Source organism: Nonomuraea sp. LPB2021202275-12-8 (assembly GCF_037044575.1).
Taxonomy (GTDB): domain Bacteria; phylum Actinomycetota; class Actinomycetes; order Streptosporangiales; family Streptosporangiaceae; genus Nonomuraea.
Genome location: NZ_JBAHWD010000001.1, coordinates 62,589 through 80,135 on the forward strand (window position 1 = coordinate 62,589; position 17,547 = coordinate 80,135).

Consider the following 17,547-nt stretch of genomic DNA (forward strand, 5'->3'; position numbering starts at 1 on the left):
TCACAAGAGACACTACGCACACCGCAGATGCGGCGGATTCTCGCGTCGAGCTTCCTCGGCAGTGCGATCGAGTTCTACGACTTCCTGCTGTACGCGAGCGCGTCCGCGCTTGTCTTCGCGCAGGTCTTCTTCGCCTCGCTCGACCCCGGCATCGCCACGATCGCATCGTTTGGAACCCTCGCCGCGGGATACGTCGCGCGCCCCCTTGGCGGCATCGTCTTCGGGCATTTCGGCGACAAGCTCGGGCGCAAAGGCGTTCTCGTCACCACGATGCTGATGATGGGCGTTGCCACCGCTCTCATCGGCCTGCTTCCCACGTACGACCAGATCGGCGTCGCCGCTCCGTTGATTCTCATCGCGCTCAGGGTGATCCAGGGCTTCGCCGTCGGTGGCGAATGGGGCGGAGCCATGCTGATCGCATTGGAACACGCTCCCGGCGGTAAGCGCGGATTCGCGGCATCGTTCGCCAACCTCGGCGCGCCTGCCGGCTCGATCCTGTCCGCCGGGGTCCTCGGTCTGTTCTCCCTCATGCCGAAAGAGCAGTTCTTGGCGTGGGGCTGGCGCGTTCCGTTCCTCCTGAGCGTCGTCCTCGTGCTCATCGGCATGATCGTCCGCCTCAAGGTCGTCGAAAGTCCGCTCTTCCGCAGCTTCGACCGCGAAGCTGAACAGCGCCGTGTCCCGCTCCTCGATGTCCTCGCGAAGTCGCCGAAGGTTCTCATCCTCGGTGCGCTCGTCGCGATGTCCCAGCTGACGATCTCCGGCATGGCCAGCGTGTGGGGACTCAGCCGGGCAACCGCTCAGGGAGTCGACCCGACCTTCGCGCTCAACGCGAAGGTGGCCTCCGCGGTCGCGCTGTTCCTGCTCACCGTTGTCTCCGCCCGGCTCAGCGACAGGTTCGGACGTCGTCCGGTCATCGCTGTCGGAATCATCGCAGCCATCCTGTTCGCCTACCCGCTTCTGCTGCTGGTGGACTCTGGCGACAACTGGTCATTCTTGATCGCCGTCATCGTGGGACAGGGCATCCAGGGGGTCATCCTCGGCCCGCTCGCAGCCTTCCTTGCCGAGCTCTTCCCGACGGCGGTGCGCTTCACGGGCTCATCGCTCGCGTTCCAGGGAGCATCGGCGATCGGTGCCGGGTTCACCCCGATCATCGCCAGCTCCCTCGCCTCCTCGTCCGGAGGGCTTCCCCTGCTCAGCGGGGTGTGGATCGCTGCCCTCATCCTCTGCGCCATTGCGCTGTTCATCATCCCGGAAAGCAACAAGCGCGATCTCACCACGATCCGCTGACCGATAGGAGTCCCCTGCAGTGACCAACTCCGCCACCTACGACGCCGATGTCATCATCGTCGGCGGAGGACCTGTCGGCCTGGTGGCCGCGATGGATCTGGACTCGCGCGGAGTCTCGGCGATCGTCATCGAGGAGAACCCCTACCTCGCCCCCCCGAACGTCAAGTGCAATCACGTGTCCGCTCGCACGATGGAGGCGTTTCGCCGCTTCGGGCTCGCTGACACGGTTCGCTCGGCCGGTCTGCCCTGCGACCATCCGCAGGACGTCGCCTTCCTCACTTCGGTGACGGGCATCGAGTTCGGTCGCATCCCGATCCCTTCCGCTTCCGCACGTCGCGACGGAACCGGGCAGGGCGCCGACACCACCTGGGCGGTCGCCGAGCCGGCGCATCGGGTGAACCAGCAGTTTCTTGAGCCGGTTCTCGAGGAGCACGTGGCTGCCCTGGAGAAGGTGAGTCTTCGCAACGAGGTCAGGGCCGTCGCGGTCTGTCAGGACGAGGACGGCGTGACGGTGGAAATCGCCCCGGTGGGCTCGAAGGAGCGAACGGCTCTTCGCGGTCGTTATCTCATCGGTGCCGACGGTGGCCGCTCGCTCGTGCGGAAGACCATCGGGTCCACGTTCCACGGTGACCCTGTCCTGCAGCATGTCCAGTCGACGTGCATCAGGATGCCGGACCTGTACGAGCACATGTCGGCGGGGAAGGCGTGGGGCTACTACGTCTACAACAGCCGCAGGAACGGTCATGTCTACTCCATCGACGGCGTCGAGACGTTCCTGATCCACACGTACCTGAGTCCCGAGGAAGCCGAGCGCGGGAAGGTCGACCGCGACCGTGCGATTCGCGACATCCTCGGACTCACCGACGACCAGTCCTACGAGCTCGTCTCCCGCGAAGACTGGATCGCCCGTCGTCTCCTGGCAGACAAATTCCGCGAAGGCCGCATGTTCATCGCTGGTGACGCCGCTCATCTTTGGGTGCCTTATGGCGGATACGGGATGAATGCCGGAATCGCCGACGGCCTCAATCTGTCGTGGCTCCTGAGCGCTGTGATCGCCGGCTGGGCGGAGGAGTCGATCCTGGACGCCTACGAGGCCGAACGCCGGCCGATCACGGATCAGGTGTCCCGCTTCGCGATGTCCCACCTGCGGAAGATCTCGGATACCGATGTGCCCGCCGACCTTGAGGCGGACGGCCCCGAAGGGAACGCGGCCCGCGAGGCGTTCGGGAAGCTCGCCTACGACCTGAACGTCCAGCAGTTCGCGGCCGCGGGCCTCAACTTCGGATACAGCTACGCGAACAGCCCCATCATCGTTGCGGACGGCCCGGCACCGGAGTACACGATGGGCACCTACACGCCCTCCACGGTCCCGGGTTGCCGCCTCCCCCATCACTGGCTCCCGGACGGTTCGTCGCTCTATGACCTTCTCGGTCCGTGGTACACCCTCGTGGCGCTCGATCACTTCGACGCCGCGGAGGACTGGGCGCAGGAGGCACGCGCCACCGGCCTTCCCATCACCGTGGTCAGGCTTCCCGACGGTGTTGAGGACTCCGCGTACACGACGCCCTTCGTGATCGTCCGCCGCGATCAGCACGTGGCGTGGCGAGGAACGACGCTGCCCTCGGATGTCGCCGCCTTCGCCGCTCGGCTCGGGGCCGTAACCCATGCGCGCGGCGAGTCGGGCGCCGACATTCCCTCGCCACCTCCAGCAAAGGCCGCACGATGAGCACCTCACCTGCACACGGTTGCCTTCCCAGCACGCCGGGGAAGATCATTGCCGTCCACCTCAGCTACGACTCGCGCGCGGCGCAGCGCGGCCGCCGCCCTGCGGCTCCTTCGTATTTCCTCAAGCCGTCAAGCTCCCTGGGCGCCTCGGGCGACGCGGTCGAGCGTCCCGAGGGCACGGAGCTGCTCGCCTTCGAGGGCGAGATCGCCCTGGTCATCGGTTCGCCCGCGCGAGGCGTCTGCCCCGCCGAGGCCTGGAGTCACGTGGCATGGGTGACGGCATCGAACGACTGGGGGCTGTACGACCTGCGCGCCAACGACAAGGGGTCGAACGTGCGTAACAAGGGTCGCGACGGCTACACACCCGTCGGCCCGCAGCTCATCGACGCGCGTGCTGTCGACCCCACCGCGCTGCGCGTACGGACATGGCTCAACGGCCGGCTCGTACAGGACAGCGAAACCGTTGACCTCATCTTCCCGTTCTCCCAGATCATCGCCGACCTCTCCCAGCACCTCACCCTCGAAACCGGCGACATCATCCTCACCGGCACTCCGGCCGGCGCGTCGGTGGCCACCCCCGGAGACATCGTCGAGGTCGAGGTCGATGCGCCGCACATGGCGGGTGGACCGAGCTCGGGCAAGCTGACGAGCCGCGTGATCGACGGTCCTGGCGGCTTCGATCCCGCCATCGGCTCGCTTCCCTCGGTCGACGACCTCCAGCGCGAGCAGGCGTGGGGCTCGCGCGAGGCGGCGGGGCTCCCCGCTGCGCCCACCGCCCCGGCCCTCTCTCCTGCGCTGCGTGACAAGCTGCTCAAGACGCCCGTCGCCGGACTGTCGCAGCAGCTGCGCAAGCGCGGCCTCGACAACGTCTCGATCGATGGCGTGCACGCAACCCGGCCGGGCACCAAGCTCGTCGGCGTCGCGAAGACGCTGCGCTTCGTTCCGAACCGCGAAGACCTGTTCCGAAGCCACGGCGGCGGTTACAACGCGCAGAAGCGAGCGTTCGACGTCGTGCGGGAGGGCGAGGTCATCGTCATCGAGGCGCGCGGAGAACGCGGCTCGGGCACCCTCGGCGACGTGCTCACCCTCCGCGCTCTCGCACGCGGGGCGGCGGGTGTCGTCACCGACGGCGGCGTGCGCGACCATGCGACGGTCGCCGGCATCGACCTCCCCGTCTTCAGCCAGGGACCACACCCCGCCGTGCTCGGGCGCAAGCACGTGCCGTGGGACACCGACCTCACGATCGCGTGCGGCGGCGCCACGGTCCAGCCCGGCGACATCATCGTGGGCGACGACGACGGGGTCATCGTGATCCCCCCAGCGATCGCCGAGGAGGTGGCCGACGCCGCACTCGCTCAGGAGAACGAGGACGCGTGGATCGCCGAGCAGGTCGCCGCAGGTCACCCCGTCGACGGTCTGTTCCCCATGAACGCGGATTGGCGCGCGAAGTACGAGGCAGGGCGCTGATGACCGCGGCTGAGCAGCTCCACCGTCCCATCCCACATCGCCTCTGAAGTGGAAAGCAGATGACCGACACCACGACCTCCGCCCGGCACGTCCCCACCGGCCTGCCCGCGCGCATCCAGCACTACATCGACGGCGAATTCGTCGACTCGCTCGACGGTGACACGTTCGAGGTGCTCGAACCCGTCTCGAACGAGGTGTACGTGCGGGCCGCGGCCGGTAAGAAGGCCGACATCGACCGCGCGGTCACCGCGGCCCGTCGTGCGTTCACGCAAGGCCCGTGGCCGCGCATGCTGCCGCGCGAGCGCTCGCGCGTACTGCACCGCATCGCCGACATCGTCGAATCCAGCGACGCCCGCCTCGCCGAGCTCGAGTCGTTCGACTCGGGCCTGCCGATCAAGCAGGCGCTCGGCCAGGCGCGCCGCGCGGCCGAGAACTTCCGGTTCTTCGCCGACCTGGTCGTCGCGCAGGCCGATGACACCTTCAAGGTCCCCGGCCGCCAGATCAACTACGTCAACCGTAAGCCGATCGGCGTCGCGGGACTCATCACGCCGTGGAACACGCCCTTCATGCTGGAGAGCTGGAAGCTCGGCCCCGCGCTCGCGACGGGCAACACCGTCGTGCTCAAGCCGGCCGAGTTCACACCGCTGTCGGCGTCGCTGTGGGCGGGGATCTTCGAGGAGGCGGGGCTTCCCCAGGGTGTCTTCAACCTCGTCAACGGCCTCGGGGAGGAGGCCGGCGACGCGCTCGTGAAGCACCCCGACGTGCCGCTCATCTCGTTCACAGGCGAGAGCCGCACGGGGCAGATCATCTTCGGCAACGCCGCCCCCTACCTCAAGGGCCTGTCGATGGAGCTCGGCGGCAAGTCGCCCGCCGTCGTCTTCGCCGACGCCGACCTCGACGCCGCGATCGACGCGACCATCTTCGGTGTCTTCTCGCTCAACGGGGAGCGCTGCACGGCCGGTAGCCGCATCCTCGTCCAGCGCGAGGTGTACGACGAGTTCGTCGAGCGGTACGCGGCGCAGGCCAAGCGCGTGAAGGTCGGCTACCCGCACGACCCCGCAACCGAGGTCGGCGCACTGGTGCACCCCGAGCACTTCGAGAAGGTCATGAGCTACGTCGAGATCGGGAAGAGCGAAGGCCGCCTGGTAGCCGGAGGCGGACGCCCCGAGAACTTCGAGGTCGGCAACTTCGTCGCCCCGACCGTGTTCGCCGACGTCCCCTCCGACGCCCGCATCTTCCAGGAGGAGATCTTCGGCCCCGTCGTCGCGATCACGCCCTTCGACACCGACGAAGAGGCGCTCGCGCTTGCGAACGCCACGAAATACGGTCTCGCCGCCTACGTCTGGACGAACGACCTCAAGCGCGCCCACAACTTCGCACAAGCCATCGAGGCGGGCATGGTGTGGCTCAACTCCAACAACGTCCGCGACCTGCGAACGCCCTTCGGCGGCGTCAAATCGTCGGGCCTCGGACACGAGGGCGGCTACCGCTCGGTCGACTTCTACACCGACCAGCAGGCCGTGCACATCACGCTGGGCGAGGTCCACAACCCCACCTTCGGCAAGTAAGAGCAGCACGACTCGACGACCGAGGTGTCTGCCACCCCATCACGACAGCAAGGACGCTGACATGACCGTCAACGACCGTACCCCGACCTCCTCCGGCTTCTACGTCACGGAAGAGGCGCCCATCCACGCGGACAATCCCGTCCGCACGCCCTCCTCCCCCGCGCCCGACATCCTGCGCTGCGCCTACATGGAACTCGTCGTCACCGATCTCGCCGCCTCTCGCGAGTTCTACGTCGACGTGCTGGGCCTGACCGTCACGGAGGAGGACGCCGAAACCATCTACCTGCGCTCGCTGGAGGAGTTCATCCACCACAACCTCGTGCTGCGCAAGGGGCCCGTCGCCGCCGTCGCGGCGTTCTCCTACCGAGTCCGCACCCCCGAAGACCTCGACAAGGCCGTCGACTTCTACACGGAGCTGGGATGCCGCGTCCAGCGCCGGGAGGACGGCTTCGTCAAGGGCATCGGTGACTCCGTGCGCGTAGAGGACCCGCTCGGCTTCCCGTACGAGTTCTTCCACGCCGTCGAACACGTCGAGCGCCTCGCCTGGCGGTACGACCTCCACACACCCGGCGCCCTCGTGCGCCTCGACCACTTCAACCAGGTCACGCCCGACGTGCCCAAGGCGGTCCGCCACTACCAGGACCTCGGGTTCCGCGTCACGGAGGACATCCAGGACTCCGATGGCGTCGTCTACGCCGCATGGATGCGCCGCAAGCCCACCGTCCACGACACCGCGGCCACGGGCGGCGACGGTCCCCGCATGCACCACGTCGCCTTCGCCACGCACGAGAAGCACAACATCCTGGCCATCTGCGACAAGCTCGGTGCGCTGCGCCGCTCCGACGCCATCGAGCGCGGCCCCGGCCGCCACGGCGTCTCGAACGCGTTCTACCTCTACCTGCGCGACCCCGACGGCCACCGCGTCGAGATCTACACCCAGGACTACTACACGGGCGACCCCGACAACCCCGTCGTCACGTGGGACGTGCACGACAACCAGCGCCGCGACTGGTGGGGCAATCCCGTCGTACCCAGCTGGTACACCGAGGCCTCGCTCGTACTGGATCTCGACGGCAACCCGCAGCCCGTCGTCGCCCGCACCGACGCGAGCGAGATGGCGGTCACGATCGGCGCCGACGGCTTCTCCTACACCCGCAAGGACGACGCCGAGGAGACGCCCGAGTACAAGCTGGGCCACCAGCTCTAGACGGAAGAGTCATCATGCTGACGGAAGACATCATCACGTCCCTCGCGGAGGAACTCGCGGAGGCGGAGCGGACTCGCGGGGTCATACCCCGCATCACCGCGCGGTTCCCCGAGGCCACGGTCGAGGACTCCTACGCCATCCAGAGGGTGTGGAAGGAGAAGAACCTCACAGGCGGGCGTCGCCTCGTCGGCCGCAAGATCGGGCTCACCTCACGTGCCATGCAAGCCGCGACCGGCATCACGGAACCCGACTACGGCGTCATGTTCGACGACACCGTGTGGGAGAACGGCGCGCACATCCCGCACGACCGCTTCTCCAACGTCCGCATCGAGGTCGAACTCGCCTTCGTCCTGCAGGAGCCGCTGGAGGGCCCGCACTGCACGCTGTTCGACGTCATGCGCGCGACGGAGTACGTCACGCCCGCCCTTGAGGTGCTCAACTCCCGCATCGAGCTTGAGGGCCGCACCATCGTCGACACTATTTCCGACAACGCCGCCTATGGCGGGCTCGTGCTCGGAGGCAATCCGGCGAGCCCCGATGCGGTCGATCTGCGGTGGGTGTCGGCTCTCCTCTACCGCAACGAGGCGATCGAGGAGACGGGCGTCGCCGCCGCGGTCCTGAACCACCCCGCGTCGGGGGTCGCGTGGCTCGCGAACAAGACGCACCGGCACGGCGATCGCCTGGAGGCCGGCGAGATCATCCTCGCCGGCTCCTTCACCCGTCCCCTATGGGTTGAGAAGGGCGACACCGTGCTGGCCGACTACGGACCGATGGGGACCATCTCATGCCGCTTTGTCTGAACCCGACCCTCCGCGACCGTCTTGCCGCAGCTGATCGCCCGCTGTTCGGCGGATGGGTGTGCTCCGGCTCCCCCGTCATGGCCGAGATCATGGCGGGCTCGGGCCTCGACTGGGTGCTCATCGACATGGAGCACGCCCCGAACGGCCTCGAGTCCACGCTCGCGCAGCTGTACGCCGTCTCGGCATACCCCGTCACGCCTGTCGTGCGCGTCCCCACCGCCGACCCCGTGACGATCAAGCAGGTCCTCGACCTCGGCGCCCAGAACATCCTCGTGCCGATGATCTCGACACCCGACGAGGCTCAGGCCGTCGCAGAGGCCGCCCAGTACCCGCCCGCGGGTCGTCGCGGCGTCGGCAGCGCCCTCGCCCGCTCCGCTCGCTGGAATCGCGTCGACGGCTACCTGCGGAATGCCGCCGACCACGTCTCCGTGTTCGTGCAGATCGAGACGACCGAGGGCGCCGCAGGAGCGGATGCGATCGCGGCGACCCCCGGCATCGACGGCGTCTTCGTCGGTCCGAGCGACCTCGCCGCCTCCATGGGCCTGCTGGGGCAACAGACGCACCCCGACGTCATCGCCGCCGTTCATCGCACCTTCGACGGCGTCGCCGCTGCGGGCAAGCCTGTCGGCGTCAACGCCTTCGACCCGCAAATGGCGCGCGCCTACGCGGCCGCCGGGGCGCGCTTCGTGCTCGTCGGCGCCGACGTCGCCCTCGTCGCGCGCGCTTCCGAAGCCCTCGCGACAACCTTCATCGGTTCTGTTTGAGTGTGGAGACTCCCCCGCTTTCAGGGTCACGAGCGCCGAGACCGGCGCAAGCTGACCGCGGCTCAGCGGGCCCTGGCCCGCAAGAACAAGGGCTCGGCCAACCGGGTTGAAGCCGGTTGAACCGCTCCGGGTCTGATGGAGGCTCATAAGGCCGTTGAGCGTAGAACGGAGGGTCTGAGCAGGTCAGCGAGGCGGAGGCGATGGACCGGGTGACGGACGAGGCGGGTTGATCACACGCATCCCGTGAGGGCGCGTCGTGTGGTCGGGTTTTCGAAGAGGGGTGAATTCATACTGCCGAATTCACTCAGGTCCTCCGGTTTCAAGGGGATGCCTGACATGCCGGTGGACCACAAGCGCTGACCGATTGGGTTGTAGACGGCAATGCTCGTGAGCGTGCTGCTGTCCTCGAGATTATCGATGTCGGTGACTTTGAGGACCTCTCGCTCTGTGGGCCCGATGCGATAGGTCGTTTGGCTGCATGCTGGTGCGGCGAATGTCGCCATCCGGTACGCGTCCGGGCCAGCGGCTTTAGAGAACCAAATCCGGGTCTGGACTTCGGTGGAGAGTGTGTTTGCGTTCGTGATGGTGAACGTTCCGCCAGACAGGATGATCGATGTGATGTCGTCCGGCTCTAAGGTGACACGCTGGGCGAACGCGGTCTCGTTGGCTAGGTCGGTCGCTGCTTTCGCCTGTCGCGCCTCGGCCTGTTGCTTCTCGCTGATCTTCAGGGCGTCGGCTCGTTGTCCCTCGCTGATCTTCAGGGCGTTCATGGAGATGATGAGCGCAGGTACGGCTGCGAGGCTGCCGATGATGCCCGCGATGGCTGCCCAGAGCTGGACCGAGGTGAGCTTGTGGCGTAACCGCCGGCGCGGCCGGGGGCGCGCGAAGACGCGGGGCTGTCTGTGGAGGAGTGGCGACCGCCGCGGTGGTTTCCGTCCCATGATCCATTATGGTGCGGCAGGGCTCGTGATCGCGCAACGAGACGCCTGAGCCGGAGCAGACCCTGGCCTTTTAGGGCATCCTTTGGTGGTTTCTGTGCCAAATAGGGAGCCCTGATCGGGTGACCGATAGAACCGGCACAAACACGCCCGTACGCGGCTGCGCGGGCCGATGCTGGCCAAGAGTGCATGGCCACCCATTCCGATTAGCGTGCAGGACTTCCCTCCGCGGCGGCCGGGCACCGGAACGGCCACCTCGACCTGGCGCGATCCCGCGCCAGGCGGTCACTTCGGGGCGTCACCCGTAGGGCGGATCGAGCGCCTGATGGCCGGCCGGACGGTGGTGATGGTGGCCCACCGGATGCGGACGGTCCAGCGCGCCGACCGCATCGCCTTCCTGGACGGTGGCCGGGTCGTCGAGGAGGGTGATCACGAGGAGCTGGTACGCCGCAGCGGCCGCTACGCCGATTTCCTCCACGTTAGTGCGGTAAGCTCCCGGTAGCAGCTAGCCAAATTTGGCTAGCGAAGATCGGGAGGGTTCGATGAAGCCGGTACGGCTGCTGGTCCTGGGCGCGCTGCGCAGGCGCGGGCGCGCCCACGGCTACCAGGTCCGCGCGGATCTGGAGTCGTGGGGCGCGCACGAGTGGTCGACCGCCACCTCGGGCTCGGTCTATCACGCGCTCAAGAGCATGGCCGGTCAGGGCCTGCTGGTGACGCACGAGACGGTCGCCTCCGAGGCCGGGGGGCCGCCGCGGATCGAGTACGAGCTGACCCAGGAGGGCGAGCGGGAGTACCTCGCCCTGCTGGGTCAGGCGCTGGCCGACCGCGAGCCGAGCCTGGACGTGCTGGGCGCCGCTGTCGGCCTCATCGAGGACCTTCCCCGGGAGCGGGCCCTGGAGTTGCTGCGCGAGCGGGCCCGCGCCATGCGCGAGTGGCGCGCGAGCATCACCGCGTACCTGCCCGAGGGCACGGATCTGGCGACCTGGGGTCCGGTGGGCGAGGTGCTGTCCCTGTGGCTGGGCACCGCCGACGCCGGGGCCCAGTGGACCGACCGGATGATCCGCCGCCTGGAAGAGGGCGCGTTCACCATGACCGGCGAATAGGAGTTCCCCCGATGGCCAACGAGATCGCCATACCGCTGCTTCCCTGCCGCTCCATCGACGAGATGGTCGACTTCTACACGATGCTCGGTTTCCGCCGGATCTACTACCAGGTCCGGCCGAACCCGTACGTGTTGCTCAAGCGCGAGGATTTCCAGCTGGGCTTCTTCGGCATGCCGGAGGCGTTCAAGCCCGAAGACTCCTACGGGACCTGCGTGATCGTCGTGCCGGACACCGGAGAGCTGTTCGAGGCGTTCGCCGCGGGCATGCGCGCGGCGCACGGCAAGCTCCTGGTCTCCGGCATCCCCCGGATGACCCGGCCGCGCAGGCGGAAGAACGACGGCAACCACTCCGGCTTCGCCGTCATCGACCCCGGCGGCAACTGGATCCGCTTCATGGCCGCCCGCCCCCTGCCGGAGGAGGAGGCCACGAGCAGGCTCACCACCTCGCTGAACCGGGCGGTCGTGATGGGCGACTCCAACGGCAATCACGAGCGGGCGGCCGAGATCCTGGACGGCGCCCTGGAGCGGGACAAGGACACCGCGTCGGCGGCCGAGCTGCTGGAGGCGCTGGTCTACCGGGCCGAGCTCGCCGTCCGCGCCAAGGACCACGCCGCCGCCGGGCACGCCCTGGCCCGGGCGCGCGCCCTCACCCTGACCGAGGCAGAACGCGAGCAGCTCGCCCAGTCCCTGGCGGCCATCGACGACCTCGAGGCCGTGCTAGGTCTCTGACCGGGTACGGCGCTTGCGCGGGGCCGCCGAGCGGGGCGGCTGCGCGCGCATGTGGTCGCGCACGCGGGTCATGATGTCGCCGAGGTAGCGCACGTCCTCCTTAAGGACTGCGCCGTAGGTCGGGGTCTGTGCTCAGCTCGGCTGGCCCGTGTTTGGGCAGGCCGTGTTTCACAGGTGAGGACGCATAAAACGCGATCAACGGCCGGTGTCGGTTTTCGAAGTCGTCTGCACGGATGTCCGAAGTCCTGTGCACGACCACTCAGGTTGGCCCGGGACTCCCCGGGCTACGGCCGACCACCCACTTCGCAGTTCGACGGCTTGGGGGAAGACACCACTGCACAACTAACGCCAAGCTGCAGGAGTGCTCGCCGCCCTTCACGTGAGCAGCCCATGGCGGTCGTGCTCGTCCCTTCATCCACCCGAGTCCCACGCCGACCTCGAGACGGCCGTCGCTGAGCACGTCGAGCGTGGTCGCATCCGGGCCAGGTGCGTCGGCTCGTAGTAGAAGGTGCTGAGCGTGCTGGCATTCAGCCGCACCCGGCTGGTCGCCGTCGCGGCGACGGTCCACAGCAGCACCGGGTCGAGGTAACGCTTCATCTGCGGCGGGTACGGCTGCTCTTTGCCCGGATAGATGCTATGCATATCGACTGGCTGGACCAGGCGATCGCCGACCCACAGCGTGTCGTAGCCAAGGTCCGCGATCCCGCGGCAGAACGCGCTCAGGCCAGCGGCGCTGCTGGTAACCCGACTGTGGGAAGTGTGAAACCAAGCTTCATGGGCGAGTCCTTTCGGTGATCCGTCAACCGTTTGCTCAGACGGGAAGTTCGGTGATGCTGAGGGCGAAGTCCAAGTTCCCCACCCCGTGGTTGGCGAGGCCCACCGTGACCACGCCCGCTCCTTCCAGCCAGTGCGCCATTTTCAGGCCGCCGACGTCCAGCGGGCGTAGTCCGAGGCTCTCGATGAACGCTTCCACACTTGCCTTGGCCTGCGCATTATCGCCAGCGATGAAGACGTCGGGCCGGCCCTTCTCCAGGACATGGCGGAAGATGGTGTTGAACCCCTTCACCACGCTGGCGCTGGCCGGGGCCGCCTTGGCGACTTCCTGCGCGATCGAGGTCTCCTCGCGGTGGGCTAGCCCGTCGAACGTGGAGTTGAAGGGATTGCTGATGTCGACGATGACCTTGCCTGCCAGAGCGTCTCCGTACTGGGCGACGACCGGCACGACGCCGTCGTACAACAGGGCCACGATGACGATGTCCCCGGCCGGGGCGGTACCCCATTCTCCCGTCGTGGCGCCGCAGCCGAGAGCCTTGGCCAGGCCAGCGGCCTTGGACTGATCGCGGCCCATGACCTCGACGGTGTTGCCGCCCGCTATCGCCCGCGCTCCGATGGTGCGGGCCATGTTCCCGGTGCCGATGATGCTGATGTTGCTCATGAGATGTCCTGCCCTGGTTGTGGTTGTTCGATTCAGATGGCGGTGGTGCCGCCGTCGGCGACGAGTTCCATGCCGTTGACGTAGCTGGAGTCGTCAGAGGCGAGGAAGAGGGCGGCGGCGGCGATTTCGTCGGGGCGGCCCATCTGGCCGCGGGGGATGAGGGACTCGAACTGGCGCTTGGTGGCCTCGTCGAAGAGTTCTTCCTGCTTGGCGGTGGCGACCTGGCCGGGGGTCAGGACGTTGACGCGGATGCGGCGGCCCTTGAGCTCGTTGAGCCAGACGCGGGCCCAGGCCTGCTGGACGGCCTTGCTGCCGGCGTAGACGCTCCAGCCGGGGAAGGCGCCGAGGGAGGCGTTGGAGCCGGTCATGAGGATGGAGCCGCCGTCGTTGAAGAGCGGGAGGGCCTTCTGGACGGTGAACAGGGTGCCGCGGGCATTGAGCCCGAACCAGGTGTCGAACTGGGCCTCGGTGATCTCGCCGAGCGGGGCGGGCTCGCCCCCGCCTGCGCTGGCCCACAGCACGTCGAGGCTGCCCTTCTCCCGCTTGACGGTGTCGTACAGGCGATCCAGGTCGTCCAGGTCGGCGGCGTCGCCCTGGACGCCGGTGACGTTGCGGCCGATCTGCTTCACGGCCTCGTCCAGGGCGTTCCGGCGGCGCCCGGTGATGAAGACGTGCGCTCCCTCGTCGACGAACAGCTTCGCGCCGGCCAGCGCCCATGCCGGTGGTGCCGCCGGTGATGACCGCTACCTTGCCGTCAAGCTTTCCCATGTTGCTCCTTTAGGTCGGTGGTGCCGTATACACCTGGGATGACGGCGTTATGTACACCGCCCTGTGTGCTTACGGTATCGGGCGGGCGGCCGGCACGCAAACTATGTACACCGGTCGTTACCCAGCTGGGGTACCATGGACCCGTGACGGAGTTGGAGAAGGGCCCCCAGGGCCGCCGCCGCGGCCGGGGCGCCCGCGAGCGCATCCTCAGCGCGTCCCAGCAGCTGTTTCGCGAGCAGGGCATCAACCGCACCGGCATGGACGAGCTTTGCGCGGTGGCCCAGGTGTCCAAGCGCACGGCCTACCAGCACTTCACCGGCAAGGACGAACTCGTCGCCGAGTACCTGCGCCGGTTCGACCCCTCCGTTCTGTCCGGCGTGTTCGACCGCACCGACCTCACGCCCCGCGAACGGCTCCTCGCCGCCTTCGACATCCCCCCCACCACCCCCCTGTGCCCCTACATCGCCGCCGCCGTCGAACTCCACGACCCCCAGCACCCCGCATCCCAGTACGCACGCGACTACAAGAAAGCCGTCGCCGCGCGGCTCGCCGACACCGCCCGCGAAGCCGGCGCCGCCGACCCTGAACAGCTCGGCGAGCAGCTCGCGCTGCTCATCGACGGCGCCGCGGCCCGCACCCGGGTCCTCAACGCCGACGCCTTCCCCGCCGCCGCCGCCATCGCCGCCGTCCTCATCGACAACGCCATCCCCGCCGCAGCCAGCGATGACCGGCGACGGGAGGAAGTGTCAAGTTAACTTGGCACTCCGCGGCCGGGCTGGACGCGCTGCCGGTCGCGCGGCTGCACCCGCTGGTACGCGACACCAGCCGCCCGGCACCTGGCCCGGACCTGCTGGCATTTACGGAACTGGCCGCCCGCCTGCTGAAGGCCGCGGCAGAAGCCGCCGGGGAGACCGGCGCCCCCCGAGGACCCGCCGACGTGGTCGGCCTGGCAGCTGCCGGCGCCGCACGCTGCCGTCGTGCGGGCAGGAAGCCTTCTTGGAAGGACACGTGCACGCCTTCAGCGTGCGCTCGGTGGAGTGCCGACGGGCAAGGTCCGCTACGACAACCTGAAGGCCGCGGTCGCGCAAGTCCTGGGGTTCTCCCGAGCCCGGGTGGAAAACGAGCGCTGGACGGTCTTTCGTTCGCACTACGGTCTAGAAGCGTTCTACTGCCGGCCAGGCAAAGAGGGCGCTCACGAGAAGGGCAGCGTGGAGGGTGAGGTCGGTCGGTTCCGCCGCAACCGGTTAGTCCCCGTCCCGCAGGTCGACTCGATCGCCGAACTCAACGAGCTCATCGAGCGCTGGGACGCCGAAGACGATCTACGCCGGATCGGCGCACGGCACGGTCGGTGGCCGAGTACTTCGCATTGGAACGGCCGCTGCTGGGGCCGCTGCCTGCCGAGCACTTCGAGACCGGCCGGACGATCTACCCGCTTGTCGACCGCAGATCACAGATCAACGTCCGCACCAACCGCTACTCCGTACCGGTGGCGTTCATCGGACAGCAGGTGAAGGTGCTGCTGCGATCGAGCGAGCTACTGGTGTTCTCCGACCGGAACCTCATCGCCCGGCATGAACGGTTGATCGCCAAGAACTCCTGCCGTCTGGACCTAGATCACTATCTGGAAGTCCTGATCCGCAAGCCCGGCGCATTGCCTGGCTCAACAGCGCTGGAGCAAGCCCGGCAAGCCGGGAAGTTCACTCCCGTCCACGACGCATGGTGGTCACGAGTCCGCGAAGCACACGGGGACGCCAACGGCACCCGCGAACTCATCCAGGTGCTGCTCCTGCATCGGACCATGGCGCATGAGCATGTGGTCGCCGGCATCACCGCCGCTTTGCAGGTCGGCGCCCTCTCTGCGGACGTGGTCGCGATCGAAGCCCGCAATGCGGCCGAGGCCGACCCTCAGCCATCCCACGATCAGGCCGCGGGCAAGCCCGCCAGCCGCATCGTCGAACTGCCCGACAACATCGTCTCTCTGACTCACAAGAAGCTGACAGGTCTGCCGCCCGACACGCGCCCTCTGCCTTCGGTTGCCGCCTACGACCAGCTGCTGCGCCGCTCTCGCCCACCACAGACAGGAGAGTCCTCATGAGCAGTTCCAGCGCTCAGCAACCGCGAATCAGCCACCAGCGCGGATCGACCGAGCCCGCCGCCGAGGCCGCCATCGACCAGGCCTGCCGGATGCTGCGCCTGCCCACCTTGCGCCAGCAATTCATCGGAATCGCCGACGCCGCTGAACGCGAGCAGCTCACCTACCGCGGCTTCCTCGCCGAACTTCTCATGGCTGAGTGCGAAGACCGCCAACGCCGCCGCGCCGAACGGCGGATCAAGGCCGCCGGCTTTCCCCGCGAGAAGTGGCTGACCGACTTCGACTTCGAGGCCAACCCCAACGTCGAACCCGCCGTGATCCACACTCTGGCCAAATGCGAATGGATCCGCGGGGGCAACCCGCTCTGTCTGATCGGCGACTCGGGCACCGGCAAGTCCCACCTGCTCATCGCCCTGGGTGCCGAAGCCGCCATGGCCGGCTACCGAGTCAAGTACGTCCTGGCCGCATCCCTGGTCAACGAACTCGTCGAAGCAGCCGACGACCTTGTCCTGGGCAAAACCATCGCCCGCTACGGCCGCTACGACTTGCTATGTCTGGATCTATGCGGATATCCGCATAGCTGGATGAACTCGGCTACATGAAACTCGACGAACGCGGCGCCACCCTGCTGTTTCAGATCCTCACCGAACGAGAAGAACGCGCCAGCGTCGCCATTGCCTCCAACGAATCCTTCGCTGGCTGGACCAAGACCTTCACCGAGCCGCGGCTCTGCGCCGCGATCGTCGACCGCCTCACCTTCAACGCCGCCATCATCGACACCGGCACGCGCTCCTACCGGCTCGCTCAGACCGAGGCCCAGCAGTCCACCCACAGCTGACGGCGGTCAACCCGTTGTTCGGTGCGCGGGTGCCTGTTTTCGAACGTATAGCTCGGTGCCGAGCGCGACTGGCAAGATCGGCTTGTGGTGCAATCGGTGACTTTGAGCAAGATCGAACTCGGAGACTGGCAGGCTGTCCATTCCTGGGCTTCTCTCGCCGAGGTCTGCAGCTTCCAGACCTGGGGTCCGAATACTGAGGAGCAGACTCGCACGTTCGTGACAGCTGCGGTCGAGGCGTGGTCGCAGGCGCTTCAGCTGCGGTTTCCGTATGCAGCGCGGATCGACGGCGACGTGGTTGGCATGGGTGAGTTGCATGTCCGGAGTCGAGGACAACGCCAAGGCGAGATCACCTATGTTGTTCACCCGCACAGGTGGGGCCAAGGGGTGGGAACCGCGATCGGGCATGAGCTCCTCAGACGAGGGTTTGAGGAGGTTGGCCTTCACCGGATCTATGCCACCTGTGACCCGCGTAATGTTGGATCGGCTCGAGTACTCAGTAAGCTCGGCATGAGCTGGGAAGGGCGGCATCGCCACACCGCGTTGATTCGTGACGGTTGGCGAGACTCCGAGCTGTTCAGCATCATCGAAGATGAGTGGCGCGCGCTCTAGTGGCGGTAGTCAATGCTCGTTCTCTGGTCCGCCATCGCGATCTATCCCGTCAGTGACGTTCTCATGGGGATGGATGCTGAGCTGAGCCCGCGCACCCGCTGGGCCGGCGATGTTCACGCCCTGCAGGGGTTCGGGGACGGCAGTCCCCGAGTCCGCAGACGGACTCAACCCTCGAAGTGGGATCTTACTCAGGTGGGGCCAAGTCTCGTGCGTGATCA

At 67.4% G+C, this 17,547-nt stretch carries 19 protein-coding genes; 14 read left to right on the top strand and 5 right to left on the bottom strand.

Features of this window, described 5'->3' with window-relative positions; all coding sequences use genetic code 11:
- Positions 1-27 precede the first annotated feature (27 nt).
- The 7 genes from V5E28_RS00340 (at position 28) to V5E28_RS00370 (ending at position 8,818) form a co-directional block, all read left to right on the top strand.
- On the top strand, positions 28-1,287 hold the full coding sequence (locus V5E28_RS00340; protein ID WP_336203791.1) for an MFS transporter: 1,260 nt from the start codon (positions 28-30) through the stop codon (positions 1,285-1,287).
- 19 nt (positions 1,288-1,306) lie between these two features.
- On the top strand, positions 1,307-3,013 hold the full coding sequence (locus V5E28_RS00345) for an FAD-dependent monooxygenase (protein ID WP_336203793.1): 1,707 nt from the start codon (positions 1,307-1,309) through the stop codon (positions 3,011-3,013).
- Positions 3,010-4,479, top strand: a complete 1,470-nt coding sequence (locus V5E28_RS00350) for a fumarylacetoacetate hydrolase family protein (protein WP_336203795.1) — start codon at positions 3,010-3,012, stop codon at positions 4,477-4,479. The genes V5E28_RS00345 and V5E28_RS00350 overlap by 4 nt, the downstream gene beginning before the upstream one ends.
- A gap of 59 nt (positions 4,480-4,538) precedes the next feature.
- On the top strand, positions 4,539-6,047 hold the full coding sequence (gene hpaE / locus V5E28_RS00355) for a 5-carboxymethyl-2-hydroxymuconate semialdehyde dehydrogenase (RefSeq protein WP_336203797.1): 1,509 nt from the start codon (positions 4,539-4,541) through the stop codon (positions 6,045-6,047).
- A gap of 61 nt (positions 6,048-6,108) precedes the next feature.
- The gene (hpaD, locus tag V5E28_RS00360; RefSeq protein WP_336203799.1) at positions 6,109-7,254 is read left to right on the top strand and encodes a 3,4-dihydroxyphenylacetate 2,3-dioxygenase; all 1,146 of its coding nucleotides are present in this window, start codon (positions 6,109-6,111) and stop codon (positions 7,252-7,254) included.
- 14 nt (positions 7,255-7,268) lie between these two features.
- Positions 7,269-8,054: a 2-oxo-hept-4-ene-1,7-dioate hydratase gene (gene hpaH / locus V5E28_RS00365; RefSeq protein ID WP_336203800.1), complete on the top strand. Its 786-nt coding sequence runs from the start codon at positions 7,269-7,271 to the stop codon at positions 8,052-8,054.
- Positions 8,039-8,818, top strand: a complete 780-nt coding sequence (locus tag V5E28_RS00370) for an HpcH/HpaI aldolase family protein (protein WP_336203802.1) — start codon at positions 8,039-8,041, stop codon at positions 8,816-8,818. Before hpaH ends, V5E28_RS00370 begins: the two co-directional genes overlap by 16 nt.
- 230 nt (positions 8,819-9,048) lie before the next feature.
- On the opposite strand, the gene V5E28_RS00375 is transcribed toward V5E28_RS00370, so the two are convergent.
- Together V5E28_RS00375 and V5E28_RS00380 are read right to left on the bottom strand one after the other, a co-directional pair.
- On the bottom strand, positions 9,049-9,588 hold the full coding sequence (locus tag V5E28_RS00375; protein ID WP_336203803.1) for a hypothetical protein: 540 nt from the start codon (positions 9,586-9,588) through the stop codon (positions 9,049-9,051).
- Positions 9,589-10,054: 466 nt separating this feature from the next.
- Positions 10,055-10,234 carry a hypothetical protein gene (locus V5E28_RS00380; RefSeq protein WP_336203806.1) on the bottom strand — a complete coding sequence of 60 codons (180 nt, stop codon included), beginning with the start codon at positions 10,232-10,234 and terminating at the stop codon, positions 10,055-10,057.
- A 64-nt stretch (positions 10,235-10,298) separates the two neighbouring features.
- Between V5E28_RS00380 and V5E28_RS00385 the strand changes: the two genes are divergently transcribed.
- Both V5E28_RS00385 and V5E28_RS00390 read left to right on the top strand, forming a co-directional pair.
- Positions 10,299-10,859 (top strand): PadR family transcriptional regulator, encoded by a 561-nt coding sequence (locus V5E28_RS00385; RefSeq protein ID WP_336203808.1) that lies wholly within the window; start codon positions 10,299-10,301, stop codon positions 10,857-10,859.
- Between the two features lie 11 nt (positions 10,860-10,870).
- Positions 10,871-11,587 (top strand): VOC family protein, encoded by a 717-nt coding sequence (locus V5E28_RS00390; protein ID WP_336203809.1) that lies wholly within the window; start codon positions 10,871-10,873, stop codon positions 11,585-11,587.
- 411 nt (positions 11,588-11,998) lie between these two features.
- Here V5E28_RS00390 and V5E28_RS00395 read toward each other — a convergent pair whose 3' ends face one another.
- From V5E28_RS00395 to V5E28_RS00405, 3 genes are all read right to left on the bottom strand, one after another.
- The gene (locus V5E28_RS00395; RefSeq protein WP_442945759.1) at positions 11,999-12,310 is read right to left on the bottom strand and encodes a hypothetical protein; all 312 of its coding nucleotides are present in this window, start codon (positions 12,308-12,310) and stop codon (positions 11,999-12,001) included.
- Positions 12,311-12,398: 88 nt separating this feature from the next.
- A complete protein-coding gene (locus tag V5E28_RS00400) occupies positions 12,399-13,022 on the bottom strand; it encodes an NADPH-dependent F420 reductase (RefSeq protein WP_336203810.1) in 624 nt (207 codons plus the stop codon).
- Between the two features lie 32 nt (positions 13,023-13,054).
- Positions 13,055-13,732 (bottom strand): SDR family NAD(P)-dependent oxidoreductase, encoded by a 678-nt coding sequence (locus V5E28_RS00405; protein ID WP_336204901.1) that lies wholly within the window; start codon positions 13,730-13,732, stop codon positions 13,055-13,057.
- 201 nt (positions 13,733-13,933) lie between these two features.
- On the opposite strand from V5E28_RS00405, the gene V5E28_RS00410 reads away from it, so the two are divergent.
- The 5 genes from V5E28_RS00410 to V5E28_RS00430 all read left to right on the top strand — a co-directional run bounded on the left by V5E28_RS00410 (position 13,934) and on the right by V5E28_RS00430 (position 17,329).
- Positions 13,934-14,545, top strand: a complete 612-nt coding sequence (locus V5E28_RS00410) for a TetR/AcrR family transcriptional regulator (RefSeq protein WP_336203813.1) — start codon at positions 13,934-13,936, stop codon at positions 14,543-14,545.
- Positions 14,546-15,138: 593 nt separating this feature from the next.
- Positions 15,139-15,885 (top strand): Mu transposase domain-containing protein, encoded by a 747-nt coding sequence (locus V5E28_RS00415; protein ID WP_336203815.1) that lies wholly within the window; start codon positions 15,139-15,141, stop codon positions 15,883-15,885.
- Positions 15,882-16,484, top strand: coding sequence for an ATP-binding protein (locus V5E28_RS00420; protein ID WP_336203816.1), 603 nt, complete (start codon positions 15,882-15,884; stop codon positions 16,482-16,484). Before V5E28_RS00415 ends, V5E28_RS00420 begins: the two co-directional genes overlap by 4 nt.
- Positions 16,481-16,720 (top strand): ATP-binding protein, encoded by a 240-nt coding sequence (locus V5E28_RS00425; RefSeq protein WP_336203818.1) that lies wholly within the window; start codon positions 16,481-16,483, stop codon positions 16,718-16,720. Before V5E28_RS00420 ends, V5E28_RS00425 begins: the two co-directional genes overlap by 4 nt.
- Positions 16,721-16,822: 102 nt before the next feature.
- Positions 16,823-17,329: a GNAT family N-acetyltransferase gene (locus tag V5E28_RS00430; protein ID WP_336203819.1), complete on the top strand. Its 507-nt coding sequence runs from the start codon at positions 16,823-16,825 to the stop codon at positions 17,327-17,329.
- Positions 17,330-17,547 lie beyond the last annotated feature (218 nt).

Coding starts and splice junctions, on each gene's coding strand:
- V5E28_RS00340 (WP_336203791.1), top strand. CDS start 28: ATGCGGCGGATTCTCGCGTCGAGCTTCCTCGGCAGTGCGATCGAGTTC.
- V5E28_RS00350 (WP_336203795.1), top strand. CDS start 3,010: ATGAGCACCTCACCTGCACACGGTTGCCTTCCCAGCACGCCGGGGAAG.
- hpaE (WP_336203797.1), top strand. CDS start 4,539: ATGACCGACACCACGACCTCCGCCCGGCACGTCCCCACCGGCCTGCCC.
- hpaD (WP_336203799.1), top strand. CDS start 6,109: ATGACCGTCAACGACCGTACCCCGACCTCCTCCGGCTTCTACGTCACG.
- hpaH (WP_336203800.1), top strand. CDS start 7,269: ATGCTGACGGAAGACATCATCACGTCCCTCGCGGAGGAACTCGCGGAG.
- V5E28_RS00370 (WP_336203802.1), top strand. CDS start 8,039: ATGCCGCTTTGTCTGAACCCGACCCTCCGCGACCGTCTTGCCGCAGCT.
- V5E28_RS00375 (WP_336203803.1), bottom strand. CDS start 9,588: ATGAACGCCCTGAAGATCAGCGAGGGACAACGAGCCGACGCCCTGAAG.
- V5E28_RS00385 (WP_336203808.1), top strand. CDS start 10,299: ATGAAGCCGGTACGGCTGCTGGTCCTGGGCGCGCTGCGCAGGCGCGGG.
- V5E28_RS00390 (WP_336203809.1), top strand. CDS start 10,871: ATGGCCAACGAGATCGCCATACCGCTGCTTCCCTGCCGCTCCATCGAC.
- V5E28_RS00400 (WP_336203810.1), bottom strand. CDS start 13,022: ATGAGCAACATCAGCATCATCGGCACCGGGAACATGGCCCGCACCATC.
- V5E28_RS00420 (WP_336203816.1), top strand. CDS start 15,882: ATGAGCAGTTCCAGCGCTCAGCAACCGCGAATCAGCCACCAGCGCGGA.
- V5E28_RS00425 (WP_336203818.1), top strand. CDS start 16,481: ATGAAACTCGACGAACGCGGCGCCACCCTGCTGTTTCAGATCCTCACC.